The following is a 13,888-nucleotide window of genomic DNA, read 5'->3' as shown; positions in this document are numbered from 1 at the left end:
CGTACGGTGAGTCGCAGGTGTGCCGGGAAGTCTGGTCGGCGGTCATATCCGCACGACCGGAAGGACTCCCGTGATGAGTGACTTGGCGCTGCGCGCAGTGGGGCTCACCAAAAGGTATGGCCGGCTCACCGCTCTCGACGATCTCACCGTTGATGTCGCGGCGGGCGAGGTGTTCGGGTTCCTCGGGCCGAACGGCGCCGGCAAGTCCACCACCATCCGGCTGCTGCTGGGGCTCGCCCGCCCGACCGCCGGCCGCGCGTGGGTGTTCGACGCCGGTGCGGCGGATGTCGCCCGTGCCCACCGGCTGCTGGCCTACGTGCCGGCCGACGTCGCCCTGTGGCCGCAGCTGACCGGCGCGGAGATCCTGCATCTGCAGGCGTCCACCGGCGCGGGCGCCGATCTGGCGTACCGGGACGAGCTCGTCGAGCGGTTCCGGCTCGACACGTCGAAGCCGGCCCGCACCTATTCGACCGGCAACCGGCAGAAGGTCGCCCTGATCGCCGCGTTCGCCACCCGGGCGCCGCTGCTGGTGCTCGACGAGCCGACCAGTGGTCTCGACCCGCTGATGGAACGGGAGTTCCGCACCGCGGTCGCCGCCGCCCGGGACCGTGGGCAGACCGTTTTCCTCAGCTCCCACCAGCTGGCGGAGGTGGAGGCCATCTGTGACCGGGTCGCCATCCTGCGGGCCGGCCGGCTGATCCAGGTGGCCCCGATCCACGAGCTCCGCGGCCTGCACCGCTCGGAGGTCACGCTCACCTACGCCGGCGCCCCGCCACAGCTGTCCGCGATTCCCGGCGTCGGCGTGGTGGAGCCGGCCGGGGAGGGCCGGCTGCGATTCACCCTCACCGGCCCGCCGGCACCGGCCCTGAAAGCGCTGGCCGCCGCGGACATCACCGCTCTGGCTGTGCGGGAGCCGAGCCTGGAGGAGATCTTCCTCGACTACTACGGCACGGAGAGCGTCCGATGACCGCGGCGACGATGGCGCCGGCCACCGGCGTCGTGCTCCCGGCCGCGCCCGATCGCGCCGTCACCCGCCTGGCGTTGCGGCAGATCCGCCGTGGCGCCCTGATCGTGGTGGCTGTCGCCGCCGGCATTCCGGCGCTGGTCGTTGCCACCTACGACACCGTGATGGCGGATCCGGCGGCCGCGGGCGGCCTGGCGGCGCTGGCGGGCAACCCGGCGGTGCGCACCCTGTTCGGCGAGCCGGTCGGGCTGGACACCGCGGGCGGATTCACGGTGTGGCGGGTCGGCACCGTGGTGGCCGTCCTGCTCGCCGCGTGGGCGATCCTGGCCACCACCCGGATCACCCGGGGCGAGGAGGACGCGGGCCGCTGGGACGTGCTGCTGGCCGGCCGCCTCTCCCTGCGTACGGTTGTGATGCGGCATGTCGCCGTCGTCATGGCCGCCGTGCTCGCGACCGGCGGGGCGGTCGGCGCGACGCTTCTGCTCGCCGGTACCCGGCCGGCGGGAGCCCTGGTCCACGGTGCGGGCATCGGGCTGCTCGGCCTGTACTTCGTCGCGATCGCCGGGCTCGCCGCGCAGGTGTTCCCCGCACGGGCGCCGGCGACCGGGGCCGCGGTGGGGGTCCTCGGCACCGGTCTGCTGCTGCGCATGATCGGCGACGGCATCACCGACCTGGCCTGGCTGCGGTGGCTGTCCCCGTTCGGGCTGCTCGACCTGAGCGGCCCCTATCACCACGACCGGATCCTGCCCCTGATCGTCCTGCTCGGCGCGACCGTGGCGGTGGGCGCCACCGCTGTCCTGGCCGTCGCGCACCGGGATGCCGGGGGCGGCCTGGTCGCGGCGAGCGGGGGCCGGCAGCCGCGGCTGCGGCTGCTCGGCGGTACCGAGATGTTCGCCGTCCGGCGCCTGCTGCGGCCGCTGACCGGCTGGGCCCTCGGGATCGGCGCCTATTTCCTCCTGATCGGCATGACCACGGTGTCGATCATCGAGTTCCTGGCCGGCAATCCGGCCCTGGCCGGCGAGGCGGCCCGGGCGGGCTTCGCCGGCATCGGCGCGGTCGAAGGATTCACCGCCACGCTGTTCGCCATCCTGGCGCTACCCGTCGGGGGCTTCACCGCGATCCGCGTGGCCGCCCTGATGGCTGCCGAGACCGACCGGCGTCTGACGCTGACCGCCGCCCAGCCGGTCAGCCGGTCGCGCCTGCTGGGCGCCGAGTTGCTCGTGACGATGTGCGGCGCCGTCGTTCTCGTCACCGTCGCGGCCGTGGCCACCTGGTCGGGGGTGGTCGCGGCCGGCGGGGACCTCAGCCTGCCCGCGGCCCTGCGCGGCACCTGGAACACGCTGCCGATCGTCCTGCTCAGCCTGGGCGCGGCCGCCCTCGCCGCGGGGTGGTTGCCACGGGCGGCCGGGCTGGTGGGCGCGGTGCCCGCGACCGGTGGCTTTCTGCTGCTCGTCACCGCACAGAGTGTCGGCGCACCGGATCGGGTACGCGACATCTCACCTTTCGCACACCTCGCCCCGGTGCCTCTGGAGAACGTGAACCGGCCCGCGGCGTTGGTCATGACCGGGCTCGCGGTGGCGCTGACCGTCGTGGGGATGGCCGGTTATCGCCGGCGAGATCTGCGCGTGTGAGGCGAAGGCCGCGGGCGCCGGTGCGGAAAGAGCAACCGAGTCGCACCCGGCGCAGTGGTGGGCGGGCCCGGCGGCCGGCCGATCGGTGAGGGCTGTTCGAGGGCACCGGATCCGAGCCGGTGTGGCCGGGTCGCCGGGCTTCCTCGGCGTTCGCCGAAACTTGAGGAGCCAGGCCGATGACGAAGGTCCGCCTCGCCGCAGCACGGCGTGCCGCCGCTCTGGTGGTCGCCCTGGCGGCCGGCGTCTGCCTGCACGCCGGGCCGGCCTCCGCGGCCGCTCCCGGCGCTCCGGAGCTGCCGAGGAACGCGGTCAGCCGGATCGAGGCGGACACCGTGGCGTTCCAGAACCGGCTGAACGGTGCGCTGCAGAGGCTGCTGGACGCGGTGACCGGTCCCGGCAACGCTGTCGTCACCACAGCCGCGGAGCTGGACCTCGATCAGGTCGAGACCGTCCGGACCACGTACAGCGGGGACCCGGCCACCGGTGCGCTGGCGGAGGATCTGAGCCGCCGGTTCGCCACCGACGGCAACGACGGGGGGTACGAGAGCACCAGCACCGTGCGAACCAACGCGCTGAACTCGCTGCGAGAGACCCGCCGGGACGCCCCGGGCCGGGTCAAGAGACTGAGCATCGCGGTCGTCGTGGACGCGACCGCCGGCCGGAACATCGACCTGGGGGACCTGGAGACGCTGGTGAGCGTGGCGGCCGGCGTCGACCTCGCGCGGGGCGACCTGGTGGTGATCGAAGCCATGCCGATGCACAAGGAGGCAGCGGCCGCTCCCGGCGACACGGCTGCCTCACCCGCGTCCGGCCCGGAGCCGGTCCTGTGGGGCGTGGGGCTGGTCCTCCTGATCCTGATCCTGGTGCTGGCCGCCCGGCGGCACCGCAAGCGCGAGCTGAGCACGGCGGCGGAGCGCGATCACCTGCGACGGCTGCGCGCCGCCGTGGACGTGCAGCGCTCGATAAGGGCCACGGCGGAGATCACGCCACGGGGGCAGGGAAACCGGCAGCGCATCGGGGCCGATGCCGAGCGGACCGCCGCGGTGCTCCGCGACTGGACCGAGAAGTGAGCCCGCCCCGCTGTCGGCGGTTCACGCTCCGGCCGTCCGGTCCGGGCCGGCGGCGCGACGGCGTGTCAGCCGGCGCACCCCCGCCGCGGCCACGACGGCGACGAGGACAGCGGTGATCGCACCCGCCCCGGCATGGTCGAGGACGGTGGACAGCCACCGTTGCATCGCGGCGGCGGCATCGATGACCGGGTCGTCGACCGTCGCACCGCTGAGCACCCGGATCTCGTACCAGCCGTACCAGGCCACGTAGGCGCCGGCGGCGACCAGCATGACACCGCCGAGGCGGGACAGCACCGGCGCGGCGCGGCGGACCCGGCGCAACAGTCCGACCCGGGCCAGCGCGACCGCGACGGCGGCGAGGGCCACGGTCACACCCATCCCGATCGCGTACGCCAGGAACAGCGCGACGCCGGCCCCGGCCGACCCGGCGCGGAAGCTGCTGACCACGATCGCCAGGAACGGGCCGACCGTGCACGACAGCGACGCCACCGCGTAGGCGGCACCGAACACCGCCATCGACGGCAACGTCCGCCGGGCGGCCGGGCCCCGCGACCCCGTCAGGCCCGCGCCGGGCAGCTGCCGGCCGGCGAGCAGCCAGCAGCCGGTGCCCGCCAGCAGCAGTCCCACCCCGATGGTCACCCACGGCAGGTGCCGCTGGACCGACCCGGCCACCGGGGCCACGACCAGACCGAACAGCCCGAACACGGCGACGAAGCCGGCGGTCATCGCCGCGGACGTGCCGAGCGCCCGTGCCACCGCGGCGCCCCGGCCGCCGCCCCCGGCGATCAGCACCGACAGGTAGGCGGGCAGCAGCGCGAACCCGCACGGGTTGACCGCGGCCAGCATCCCGGCGGCCACCGCGAGCGCCAACGGGGCGTCGGCGGCGCCGGCCGCCACGGTGAGCACCAAGGAGGCGTCGGGCACGTCAGCCGGCCGGCAACTTGTCGAGCCGGGCCGGGAGTTCCGCCGGGTCCAGCCGGCCGGACGCGGCGACGGCGCCCTTCTCGTCGAGCACCACGAACGTGCTCTGCTCGGTCATGCCGAACCGCTTCCACACCACGCCCTGCTCGTCGGCGAGCTGCGGGAACCCGGACAGCTTCGCCAACCCCACGAAGTCGCGCATCGCCGGCACGGTGTCGAGCCCGGCCACCCCCACCACGGCCGCCTTGCCGGCGTAGTCCGCTGCCAGCGCGTTCACCTGTTTCGCCTGGCCCAGGCAGGTCGGGCACCACGGCGCCCAGAACCACAGGACGGCCGGCCTGCCGGCCAGGCTCCGGCCGTCGAAGGTGGCGCCGTCCAGGGTGGGCACGGTGAAGTCGTAACCGCCGGTGCCGACCGCGCCGGTGCCGGCCGGTTCCGGTGGCCGGTCACCGCCGGTCGCACCGCAGCCGGCCACCGCGAGCAACGCCGACACGATCAGGATTCCCAGTGCTCGGCGGATCATCATCCAGCCCTCCTCGACTGTCATACCGGCGCGCCTACCATGCCGTCAGCACCAGATGGTTGACCAGCAGCGCGGTGCCGGCCTGCGCGCACAGCCAGCCACGCCGGTCCGGTTCGGGCAGCAGCACCGCGGCCACCGGCAGCCAGACGGCGAACGGCAGCCAGATGCGTTCCACCTCGGCCTTGCTCAACCCGGACAGGTCCGCGGCCAGCATGGCGGAGGCCGCGGAAAGGCACAACAGGGCCACCGGCGTGCGGGTGGCCCGGGCCGCGACGGCGGCGCGGCGCAGGATCGCGGCGGCGGCTGGTCCGGCACAGAGAGCCAGCGCGGCCAGATTCGCCCAGATCCAGTACGCGTACGGCCGATCACTCGCCAGGCCCTGGTAATACCGCCGGCGCACCAGCTCGTAGCCCTGCCACCAGTCGAAGCCGAGCAGGGTCATCACCGCCACCGGGACTGCCGCGCCCAGCAGCGCCCAGATCAGCAGCCGATATCGGTGCAGCCGCACCACGACGACGGCCGCGGCGAGCAGAGCCAGCAGGATCAGTCCGTAGGAGAGGTACAGACACGCCGCGAGGCCCGCCCCGCCGGCCGCGACGGCCCACCGGGACGACCGGGACAGGCCCGTGGCGAGCAGGGCCAGGGCACCCGCGGCCAGTCCGGCGAAGAGCCCGTCGGCGGAGGCGCCCACCCACACCGCGCCGGGGGCCAGCACCAGGAACGGCAGCGCCACCCGGGCGGCCGCCTCGTCGCCGAGCCGCCGCACCGTGACGGCGATCGCCGCCGTCGCCGCGCTGCCGGTCAGCACGCACACCAGTGCCGCCCACCCACCCCCGCCCAGTCCCAGACGGTCCAGGCCGACGAAGGCCAGCAGCGCGCCGGGCGGATGACCGGCCACGTGGGTGGTCCACGCGTCGGCGGTGCCGTCCAGGATGCGGCCGGTGAACCCGCGCAGCATCGCCGGGACGTCGGTCACCCCCGGCACCTCGCTGAGGTATTCGAAGCGGGTGGTCAACCGTCCGGCGAGCCCCCGGTGCCAGCCGTCCACCAGGGCCAGCGCCAGCGTCCACGCCACCGACGTCGCCCAGCCGGCCAGCAGCAGCGGCCGCCACGCCAGGCGCCCGGCCAGCTCAGGACCCCACCTGACGACCGCCGCGGCGACCAGGACGGCCAGTGGTGTGCCGGGGCCGGCATGCGGCAGCACGTGCCCGAACAGGGGCGCTGCGCCGGCGTGAACCGGCCGCCCGGCCCAGCCGAGCAGCGCACCCGTCACGGCCGCCGTCGCGATCAATCCGGCCACGGCCAGCAGCGCGTATCGGTCCCCACGCGACGACGGCCAGCCGCCGAGCCTGCTCTCGGGCCGAGGCGCCCTCAGCCGCGCAGCGGGGCGCACGCGAACTCCCGCAGCCCGTCGGCGGGCGCGACGGCCGCCCGGAGGCCCAGCTCCGCGGCGGCCCGCGCGGGCGACGCCACCACGTGCCGCACGTCGCCGAGCCGGAACCGGCCGGTCACCTCCGGGCCCGGCCCGCCGAAGGCGCCGGCCAGCAGACCGGCCATCTCACCCACCGTCGTGGGCCGGCCCGAGGCGATGTTGTACGCCCGGAACCCGCCGGGCACACCCAGCGCCGCCACGTTGGCCGCGGCCACGTCACTGACGTGCACGAAGTCCCGCAGCTGGCCGCCGTCCTCGTACACCTGCGGCGCCTCGCCCCGCTCCAGCGCGGACCGGAAGATCGCCGCCACCCCGCTGTACGGGGTGTTCCGGGGCATGCCCGGCCCGTAGACGTTGTGGTAGCGCAGCGCGGCCACCGCGGCGCCGCACTCCCGGGCCCAGATCGCCGCCAGGTGTTCCTGAGCCACCTTGGTCGCCGCATAGACGCTGCGCGGGTCGAGCGGCGCGTCCTCGTCCACCGGGCCGCCGGTCAGCGCCTGCCCGCATCCGCCGCAGGCCGGCTCGAACCGTCCTGCCGCCAGGTCGGCCGCCGCCCGCGGCTCGGGGCGGACCGGTCCGTGCTGCCCGCAGCGGTACGCCCCCTCGCCGTACACCACCATCGAACTGGCCAGCACCAGCCGCCGGATCCCCGCCTCGGCCATCGCGGCCAGCAGCACCGCGGTGCCGAGGTCGTTGCAGCCGACATACTCCGGAAGGTCTCGCGGCCCGGCGCCGAGCCCGACCAACGCCGCCTGATGCACCACCGCGCCGACGCCGCGCAGCGCGCCGAGCACCGCCGCCCGGTCCCGCACGTCGGCCCGGCGCAGCACGGCGCCGGCCGGCGCCCGCGGTGGCTCGTCGTGCGCGGCCGGATGACCGGAGTCCAGCACCGTCACGTCATGGCCCGCGGCGAGCAGGGCGGTGGTGACGTGTGAGCCGATGAAGCCGGCGCCGCCGGTCACGAGAATGTGGGTCACGCCGGCGACCGTAGACCCGGGAACCGGGTGCCGGCAGCGACCGGGGCCGATCCGTCAGCGGTTCGTAAGGACTCGCGCCGGCGTTCTCATTCCGTAAGATCTGCCGGCCCTGAGCAGGGATAACTTCCGGTTCATGACCGATGTGGTGTTGCCCTGCCTGAACGAGGCCGCGGCCCTCGCGTGGCTGCTGACCCGGATGCCGGACGGATTCCGGCCGATCGTCGCCGACAACGCCTCGACCGACGGCTCCGCCGCCGTGGCCCGCCGCTACGGCGCGCTGGTCGTCGAGGTGCCGCAGCGCGGCTACGGCGCGGCCGTGCACGCCGGTGTGCTCGCCGCCGACCCGGCCGACGGTGTGGTGTGCGTGCTGGACGCCGACGGCTCGTTCGACCCGGCCCAGCTGCCGCTGCTGGCCGGGCCGGTGCGCGCCGGCGACGCCGATCTGGTCTGCGGGCGCCGCCGGCCCATCACCGCCGGGGCCTGGCCGGTGCACGCCCGCCTCGGCAACGCGGTGCTCGCCCGCCGGATCCGCCGCGACACCGGCCTGCCGGTGCACGACATCGCGCCGATCCGCGCCGCCCGCCGGGACGCCCTGCTCGCCCTCGACCTGCGTGACCGCCGCTTCGGATATCCGCTGGAGCTGCTGATCGGCGCGGGCCGGGCCGGCTGGCGGGTGATCGAGATCGACGTGGACTATCACCCGCGGGCCGCCGGGACCCGGTCGAAGGTGACCGGCACCGTGCGCGGCACGATGCGGGCGATCCACGACATGCGGGCGGTGCTGGCCCGATGATCCAGCTGCTCGTGCTGGCCAAGGCGCCGGTGCCGGGCCGGGTGAAGACCCGGCTGTGCCCGCCGTGCACCCCGGAGACCGCCGCGGTGATCGCGGCGGCCGCGCTGGCCGACACCCTCGGCGCGGCCGGTGCGGTCCCGGCCGTGCGGCACACGCTGGTCCTCGACGGCGACCATCCGGCGCCGCCGGGCTGGTCGTGCGTGCCGCAGCGCGGCGCCGGCCTGGGGGAGCGGCTGGCCCACGCGTTCACCGACACCGCCCTGCCCGGGGTGCCGTCACTGCTCATCGGCATGGACACGCCGCAGGTCACGGCCGCCCTGCTGGCCGCCGCCGGCGACGACTTGTGCCGTACCGGGGCGGTGCTCGGACCGGCCGACGACGGCGGGTGGTGGGCGCTGGGGCTGCGGGATCCGCGCGCCGCCACGGTGCTGACCGGAGTGCCGATGTCGACCTCGGCCACCGGCGAGCTGACTCTCGCCGCGCTGCGCGACCGCGGGGTGCGCACGCACCCGTTGCCACGCCTGCGTGACGTCGACACCGCCGCCGACGCGATCGCGGTGGCGACCTGCTGCCCGCCGGACGGTCGCTTCCCGGCGGCTGTCACCCACTTCATCGGCGGCGCCGCAGCCGCGATGGCCTCGGCGGTGTCGGCGTGACCGCGGCCTCGATGGTCTCGACGGTGCCGGCATGACGGCGACCGCGGTGGTCTGCCCGCCGGGGGAGCAGGCCGCCCTGGACATGTACGACCGGGCGCTGTCCCGCGCGGCCCTGGGCGCGGCGTCCCCGCTCGTTCTGCGGGACACCACCGGCCGCGAGCACCGGTTCGACGCGGCCGGATGGTGCCGGACGCATCTGCCCGGTGACACCGGGCTCCTCGGTCGCTGCACCGGGGCCACCCTCGACGTGGGCTGCGGGCCGGGCCGGCTCACCGGCGCCCTCCTGGAACGCGGGCGGCCCGCGCTGGGCATCGACGTGAGCGCCACGGCCGTACGCCTGACCCGGCGCCGTGGCGCGCCGGCACTGCGCCGCGACGTCTTCGCCCCACTGCCCGGGCAGGGCCGCTGGGAACACGTGCTGCTGGCCGACGGCAACCTCGGCATCGGCGGCGACCCGGCCGGGCTGCTGCACCGGTGCCGCGAGCTGCTCGCCCCGCACGGCCGGATCCACACCGAGCTGCAACCGCCCGGGACCGGCAGCTGGTCCGGCACGGCCACCCTGCACGAAGGCCCGGCCGCTGTGCACGGGGGCGAGCCGACCTGGCACCACGGTGCGGCCTTCCCACAAGGCAGCTCGGCGGGTGCGCCTCTGCGCTGGGCCCAGGTGGCCGCCGGCGACCTCGCGCCGCTGGCCCGGACCACGGGCCTGCGCATTCTGTCGACCTGGACGGAGGCCGGCCGATGGTTCGCGACCCTCGCCACCGGGTGAAACGGCTCGTCACCTGGCTCGCCGAGCCGATCCCCGCGCCACCGGATCGCCTGCGTCGCGGGCCGCTGCGCCCCGGCGCCTTCCCGTCACCGCTGCGCTCGGCGCGACTGGCCGGCCTGCTCGGCGTCGCCCTGGGCGTCGCGTTCGCCGTCTGCCTGCTCACCGGCGTGCTCAGCCACCTGATCCAGCAGCCGCCCGGGTGGTTCCGGTGGCCGTCGCGGCCGGTCGGCCTCTACCGGTTCACCCAGGGCCTGCACGTGGCGACCGGCCTGGCCGTCGTGCCGTTGCTCGGGGCGAAGCTGTGGTCGGTCTATCCGAGGTTGTTCACCTGGCCGCCGGTGCGCACCGGCGCGCACGCCGCCGAGCGGCTGTCGGTCGCACTGTTGGTCGGTGCGGCTCTCTTCCAGGTGGTGAGCGGGGTGCTCAACGTCGCCCGCTGGTACACCCCGATGCCGTTCTTCTTCACCACCGGCCACTACCGGGTCGCCTGGCTGGCGACCGGCGCGCTGCTGATCCACATCGGGGTCCAGCTGCCCGCGATCCGTGCAGCGCTGCGCCGCCGGCCGACGCCGGAGACAGCGGTCACGGCACCGGCCGGCAGTGTGGGTGAGCGGCAGATTGTGGAGGCACCGGGCGGCAGTGTGGGCCGGCGGCAGGTGCTGACCGCTGTCGGTGCGGCCGCCGGAGTGATCACCGTGACCACGGTGGGCCAGACCGTCGGCCCGCTCGCGGGGATCGCGCTGCTGGCGCCCCGCGATCCGCGCACCGGGCCGCAGAACCTGCCGGTCAACCGCACCGCCGCCGCGGCCGGGGTTCGCGACGCCGCCCTGGACGCCGGATATCGGCTCACCGTCACCGGCTTCGGCCGCCGGGTCGCGTTGTCCCTGACCGAGCTGGCCGCGCTGCCGCAGCACACCGCCGTGCTCCCGATCGCCTGCGTGGAGGGCTGGAGCGCCACCGGCACCTGGACCGGCATCCGGTTGCGGGACCTCGCGGCCCTGGTCGGCGGCGACCCGGGCGGGTGCGTGGCGGAGGTCGAGTCGCTGCAGGCCGCCGGCCGGTACCGCGCCTCCACAGTGGCCACCCCGCACCTGGCCGACGGCCTCACGCTGCTCGCGCTGCGGCTCGGCGGCGAGCCGCTCGCCCTCGACCACGGCTATCCGGCCCGGCTGATCGCGCCGAACCGGCCCGGTGTGCTGCAGACCAAGTGGGTCACCCGGATCACGGTCCGGAGCAGCCGGTGAGGCGCGCGCTGATCGTCTCCGGCGCGCTCGTACTCGCGTACGCGATGATCGGCGCGGCTGTGGACGACCGGCTGGACCGGCTCGGCGTGCTGGTGTTCCTGGTGGCGATGGTGGTGGTGCACGACGCGGTCCTCATGCCGCTCGTGCTCGCCGCCGGCGGGCTGATCCGCCGGACGATCCCGGTAATCTGGCAGCGCACTGTGCGGATCACAGCGGTCGTGTGCCTGGCCGTGACCGTGGTCGCCGTGCCGTTGGCCCTCGGCGCCGGCCGTGCATCCGCGGATGCGGCGCCGGCTCACCCGTACACCCGGAATCTGTTCCTGATCGTGGTGGTGGTCGGCGTGACCGCCGTCGTGGGCCGTAAGGGAATCGAAAGCTTGCGGGGCCGCCGCCGCGGGCGGGGTGTGGGTAGCCTGCCGCCATGAGCCACCAGGTGCTGGTCGTCGACGACGACCCGACCGTCAGCGACGTCGTGCGGCGATATCTCGAACAGGACGGCTGCCGGGTGCGGCTGGCCGCCGACGGCCTCGCCGCGCTCGCCGCCGTCGACGCCGAGCGCCCCGACCTGGTCGTGCTCGACCTGATGCTCGGCGGGCTCGACGGCCTGGAGGTGTGCCGGCGCCTCCAGCAGGTCCGGCCCGGCCTGCCGGTCGTCATGCTGACCGCGCTGGGCGAGGAGAGCGACCGGGTGCTCGGCCTGGAGGTCGGCGCCGACGACTACGTGACCAAGCCGTTCAGCCCGCGCGAGCTGGTCCTGCGGGTCCGCTCGGTGCTGCGCCGGACCGCGCCGGCCACCCCGCGGCGCTCGCAGCTGCTGCGCGACGGTGACCTGGTCGCCGACACCGGACGGCGTACCGCGGAGTTGGCCGGCCGGCCGCTCGCCCTGACCGTCCGCGAGTTCGACCTGCTGGAGTTCCTGCTCCGCAACCCGGCCCGGGCCTTCTCCCGGGCCCAGCTTCTCGACCAGGTCTGGGGCTGGCAGTTCGGCGACCAGTCCACCGTCACCGTCCACGTCCGGCGCCTGCGCGAGAAGATCGAGACCGATCCGGCGGCACCGGCCCGCCTGGTCACCGTGTGGGGCGTCGGCTACCGCTACGAACCGGCCGCCGATGCGTGACATCGCGCTCATCGGCCTCTACGCGCTGGCCGCCGGAACCGTCGTCGGCCTGCTCGGCGCCGCCGTGCTGCGCTCCCTACGCGGCCGATCGATCACCGTGCACATCTGCGTGCTGCTGGCCATCACGGTCGCCGCGGTCGTCGCCGGCGTGGTCACCGTCGCCCAGGCGATGTTCCTCTCCGGGCACGACCTGCAGGTCGTCCTGGTGACCGTGGCCGCGTCCGCCACCGTCAGCCTCGCCGTCGGCACCGTCTTCGGGCGCCGGCTGGCCGCCGCCGCGGTGTGGGCCGCGCAGGCCCGCGACCGGGAGCGACGAATGGAGGCCGGCCGCCGCGACCTGGTCGCCTGGGTGTCGCACGACCTGCGCACCCCGTTGGCCGGGCTGCGCGCGATGACCGAGGCCCTGCAGGACGGCGTGGTCGCCGACCCGGACACGGTCGCCGACTATCACCGGCGGATCAGCGCCGAGACCGACCGGATGAGCGGCCTGGTCGACGACCTCTTCGAACTGTCCCGCATCCACGCCGGCGCGCTGCGGTTCACCCCGACGTCGCTGCCGCTGGCCGACGTCATCTCCGACGCCGTCGCCGCCGTCCGGCCCCTCGCGGCCGGCCGGGGCATCGAGATCGTGGCGGCGGACTGCCCCTGGCCGGTGGTCGTCGCCGGGCCGGCCGAGCTCAACCGGATCATCAACAACCTGCTGACGAACTCGCTGCGGTACACCCCGGCGAACGGCCTGGTGCACATCGACGCCGGCCTTGACGGGCGCGGCGTGTGGTTCGCGGTGTCCGACAGCTGCGGCGGCATCCCGGAGGACGACCTGCCCCGCCTCTTCGACGTGGCGTTCCGCGGCACCCGCGCCCGTACCCCGGACGGCGCAGGCGGGGGAGGGCTGGGCCTGGCCATCGTGCAGGGCCTGGTGGAGGCGCACGGCGGGCAGGTGCGGGCCGGCAACGTCGACGGGGGATGCCGGTTCGAGGTCCGCCTACCGGCCTGACACAAGCTCGTGTGTTGATCTCGGGTTCGAACCGAACCCGAAATCAACACACGCGACGGCAGAACCGATCCGCCCGGAGCCGGCCGCCGGCCGACGCCTCCGTGGTCGGCGGCACGGTGCAAGGCCGGACCGTCCGGGCCGGCTGTCGACGGATCAGTAGGTGACCTCGCGGCCGTGTGCCGTCACCGCGTAGATCACCAGGACGTCCAAGGCGATGATCATGGTGGACCAGATCGGGTACGCCGAGAGGAAGGCGAGGTTGGCGAGGGCGCTGAGGCCGGCCACGATCACCGCGATGATCCTGGCCCAGGTCTTGCCGGCCAGCAGGCCGATGGCCGCCGCGATGGCCGCGATGCCGATGATCAGGTGGAGCCAGCCCCATCCGGTGAAGTCCATGCTGACGAGTAGGCCGCCGCTGGTGACCAGGTAGTACTCGTCGTTGAACAGGGCGACTAGCCCGGCGACGATCTGGAACGAGCCCATCAGCATCAGCATGATCGACCCGAAGAAGATCATGCCCACCCACCCGGTGGCCCGGGAGCGGTCCGGAGGCTCGTACGGGGTCTCGGATGTCGCCCGCTGCTGTGTCTCGGACATGCCGTTCTCCTTGCTGGAGGCGAAATGAGGGGTTCACCCAGGAGTGTCACGCCGGGTGGTTCCCGGTGCGCCATCCGCTGCGGATGAAAACGGGCCGCCGCAGCCACGGCCGGCCGAGCGCGCCACCAGCGCGGCGTCCGCTCGTCCGCCGGGGATGACGCGGAGCCGCCCGTCCCGGCCGACACTCACCGCACTGA

At 74.9% G+C, this 13,888-nt stretch carries 15 protein-coding genes; 10 read left to right on the top strand and 5 right to left on the bottom strand.

Going from position 1 to position 13,888, the window contains the following annotated elements:
- The first annotated feature begins 73 nt into the window (after positions 1-73).
- From AC0NH5_RS09765 to AC0NH5_RS09755, 3 genes are all read left to right on the top strand, one after another.
- On the top strand, positions 74-967 hold the full coding sequence (locus tag AC0NH5_RS09765) for an ABC transporter ATP-binding protein (RefSeq protein ID WP_474402144.1): 894 nt from the start codon (positions 74-76) through the stop codon (positions 965-967).
- Positions 964-2,595 carry an ABC transporter permease gene (locus AC0NH5_RS09760; protein ID WP_474402142.1) on the top strand — a complete coding sequence of 544 codons (1,632 nt, stop codon included), beginning with the start codon at positions 964-966 and terminating at the stop codon, positions 2,593-2,595. The genes AC0NH5_RS09765 and AC0NH5_RS09760 overlap by 4 nt, the downstream gene beginning before the upstream one ends.
- A 176-nt stretch (positions 2,596-2,771) precedes the next feature.
- Positions 2,772-3,665: a flagellar M-ring protein FliF C-terminal domain-containing protein gene (locus AC0NH5_RS09755; RefSeq protein ID WP_474402140.1), complete on the top strand. Its 894-nt coding sequence runs from the start codon at positions 2,772-2,774 to the stop codon at positions 3,663-3,665.
- Between the two features lie 21 nt (positions 3,666-3,686).
- Here the strand turns inward: AC0NH5_RS09755 and AC0NH5_RS09750 are convergent, their stop codons facing one another.
- Genes AC0NH5_RS09750 through AC0NH5_RS09735 form a run of 4 tightly spaced genes read right to left on the bottom strand, consistent with a single transcriptional unit; the run spans position 3,687 to position 7,518 of the window.
- On the bottom strand, positions 3,687-4,589 hold the full coding sequence (locus AC0NH5_RS09750; RefSeq protein WP_474402138.1) for a cytochrome c biogenesis CcdA family protein: 903 nt from the start codon (positions 4,587-4,589) through the stop codon (positions 3,687-3,689).
- Between the two features lies 1 nt (position 4,590).
- Positions 4,591-5,133: a redoxin domain-containing protein gene (locus AC0NH5_RS09745; RefSeq protein WP_474402136.1), complete on the bottom strand. Its 543-nt coding sequence runs from the start codon at positions 5,131-5,133 to the stop codon at positions 4,591-4,593.
- Positions 5,134-5,143: 10 nt separating this feature from the next.
- A complete protein-coding gene (locus tag AC0NH5_RS09740; RefSeq protein WP_474402134.1) occupies positions 5,144-6,502 on the bottom strand; it encodes a hypothetical protein in 1,359 nt (452 codons plus the stop codon).
- The gene (locus tag AC0NH5_RS09735; protein ID WP_474402132.1) at positions 6,481-7,518 is read right to left on the bottom strand and encodes an NAD-dependent epimerase/dehydratase family protein; all 1,038 of its coding nucleotides are present in this window, start codon (positions 7,516-7,518) and stop codon (positions 6,481-6,483) included. Before AC0NH5_RS09735 ends, AC0NH5_RS09740 begins: the two co-directional genes overlap by 22 nt.
- 133 nt (positions 7,519-7,651) lie before the next feature.
- Here AC0NH5_RS09735 and AC0NH5_RS09730 point away from each other — a divergent pair, with 133 nt between their 5' ends.
- Genes AC0NH5_RS09730 through AC0NH5_RS09700 form a run of 7 tightly spaced genes read left to right on the top strand, consistent with a single transcriptional unit; the run spans position 7,652 to position 13,094 of the window.
- The gene (locus tag AC0NH5_RS09730; protein ID WP_474402130.1) at positions 7,652-8,311 is read left to right on the top strand and encodes a glycosyltransferase family 2 protein; all 660 of its coding nucleotides are present in this window, start codon (positions 7,652-7,654) and stop codon (positions 8,309-8,311) included.
- The gene (locus AC0NH5_RS09725; protein WP_474402128.1) at positions 8,308-8,967 is read left to right on the top strand and encodes a TIGR04282 family arsenosugar biosynthesis glycosyltransferase; all 660 of its coding nucleotides are present in this window, start codon (positions 8,308-8,310) and stop codon (positions 8,965-8,967) included. Before AC0NH5_RS09730 ends, AC0NH5_RS09725 begins: the two co-directional genes overlap by 4 nt.
- A gap of 31 nt (positions 8,968-8,998) precedes the next feature.
- Positions 8,999-9,736 (top strand): methyltransferase domain-containing protein, encoded by a 738-nt coding sequence (locus tag AC0NH5_RS09720; RefSeq protein WP_474402126.1) that lies wholly within the window; start codon positions 8,999-9,001, stop codon positions 9,734-9,736.
- The gene (locus tag AC0NH5_RS09715; RefSeq protein WP_474402123.1) at positions 9,709-10,980 is read left to right on the top strand and encodes a molybdopterin-dependent oxidoreductase; all 1,272 of its coding nucleotides are present in this window, start codon (positions 9,709-9,711) and stop codon (positions 10,978-10,980) included. Before AC0NH5_RS09720 ends, AC0NH5_RS09715 begins: the two co-directional genes overlap by 28 nt.
- A complete protein-coding gene (locus AC0NH5_RS09710) occupies positions 10,977-11,405 on the top strand; it encodes a hypothetical protein (protein WP_474402121.1) in 429 nt (142 codons plus the stop codon). Before AC0NH5_RS09715 ends, AC0NH5_RS09710 begins: the two co-directional genes overlap by 4 nt.
- Positions 11,402-12,097 carry a response regulator transcription factor gene (locus AC0NH5_RS09705; protein ID WP_474402118.1) on the top strand — a complete coding sequence of 232 codons (696 nt, stop codon included), beginning with the start codon at positions 11,402-11,404 and terminating at the stop codon, positions 12,095-12,097. The genes AC0NH5_RS09710 and AC0NH5_RS09705 overlap by 4 nt, the downstream gene beginning before the upstream one ends.
- Positions 12,090-13,094, top strand: coding sequence for a sensor histidine kinase (locus tag AC0NH5_RS09700; RefSeq protein ID WP_474402115.1), 1,005 nt, complete (start codon positions 12,090-12,092; stop codon positions 13,092-13,094). Before AC0NH5_RS09705 ends, AC0NH5_RS09700 begins: the two co-directional genes overlap by 8 nt.
- Positions 13,095-13,247: 153 nt before the next feature.
- Here the strand turns inward: AC0NH5_RS09700 and AC0NH5_RS09695 are convergent, their stop codons facing one another.
- Positions 13,248-13,691 (bottom strand): DUF7144 family membrane protein, encoded by a 444-nt coding sequence (locus AC0NH5_RS09695; RefSeq protein WP_474402113.1) that lies wholly within the window; start codon positions 13,689-13,691, stop codon positions 13,248-13,250.
- Between the last annotated feature and the right edge of the window lie 197 nt (positions 13,692-13,888).

Source organism: Actinoplanes sp. 13 (assembly GCF_056134165.1).
Note: the sequence above shows the minus strand (reverse complement) of the source record. Positions and strands in the feature narration are given on the sequence as shown.

Coding starts and splice junctions, on each gene's coding strand:
- AC0NH5_RS09760 (WP_474402142.1), top strand. CDS start 964: ATGACCGCGGCGACGATGGCGCCGGCCACCGGCGTCGTGCTCCCGGCC.
- AC0NH5_RS09765 (WP_474402144.1), top strand. CDS start 74: ATGAGTGACTTGGCGCTGCGCGCAGTGGGGCTCACCAAAAGGTATGGC.
- AC0NH5_RS09725 (WP_474402128.1), top strand. CDS start 8,308: ATGATCCAGCTGCTCGTGCTGGCCAAGGCGCCGGTGCCGGGCCGGGTG.
- AC0NH5_RS09755 (WP_474402140.1), top strand. CDS start 2,772: ATGACGAAGGTCCGCCTCGCCGCAGCACGGCGTGCCGCCGCTCTGGTG.
- AC0NH5_RS09695 (WP_474402113.1), bottom strand. CDS start 13,691: ATGTCCGAGACACAGCAGCGGGCGACATCCGAGACCCCGTACGAGCCT.
- AC0NH5_RS09745 (WP_474402136.1), bottom strand. CDS start 5,133: ATGACAGTCGAGGAGGGCTGGATGATGATCCGCCGAGCACTGGGAATC.
- AC0NH5_RS09705 (WP_474402118.1), top strand. CDS start 11,402: ATGAGCCACCAGGTGCTGGTCGTCGACGACGACCCGACCGTCAGCGAC.
- AC0NH5_RS09720 (WP_474402126.1), top strand. CDS start 8,999: ATGACGGCGACCGCGGTGGTCTGCCCGCCGGGGGAGCAGGCCGCCCTG.
- AC0NH5_RS09700 (WP_474402115.1), top strand. CDS start 12,090: ATGCGTGACATCGCGCTCATCGGCCTCTACGCGCTGGCCGCCGGAACC.
- AC0NH5_RS09730 (WP_474402130.1), top strand. CDS start 7,652: ATGACCGATGTGGTGTTGCCCTGCCTGAACGAGGCCGCGGCCCTCGCG.
- AC0NH5_RS09715 (WP_474402123.1), top strand. CDS start 9,709: ATGGTTCGCGACCCTCGCCACCGGGTGAAACGGCTCGTCACCTGGCTC.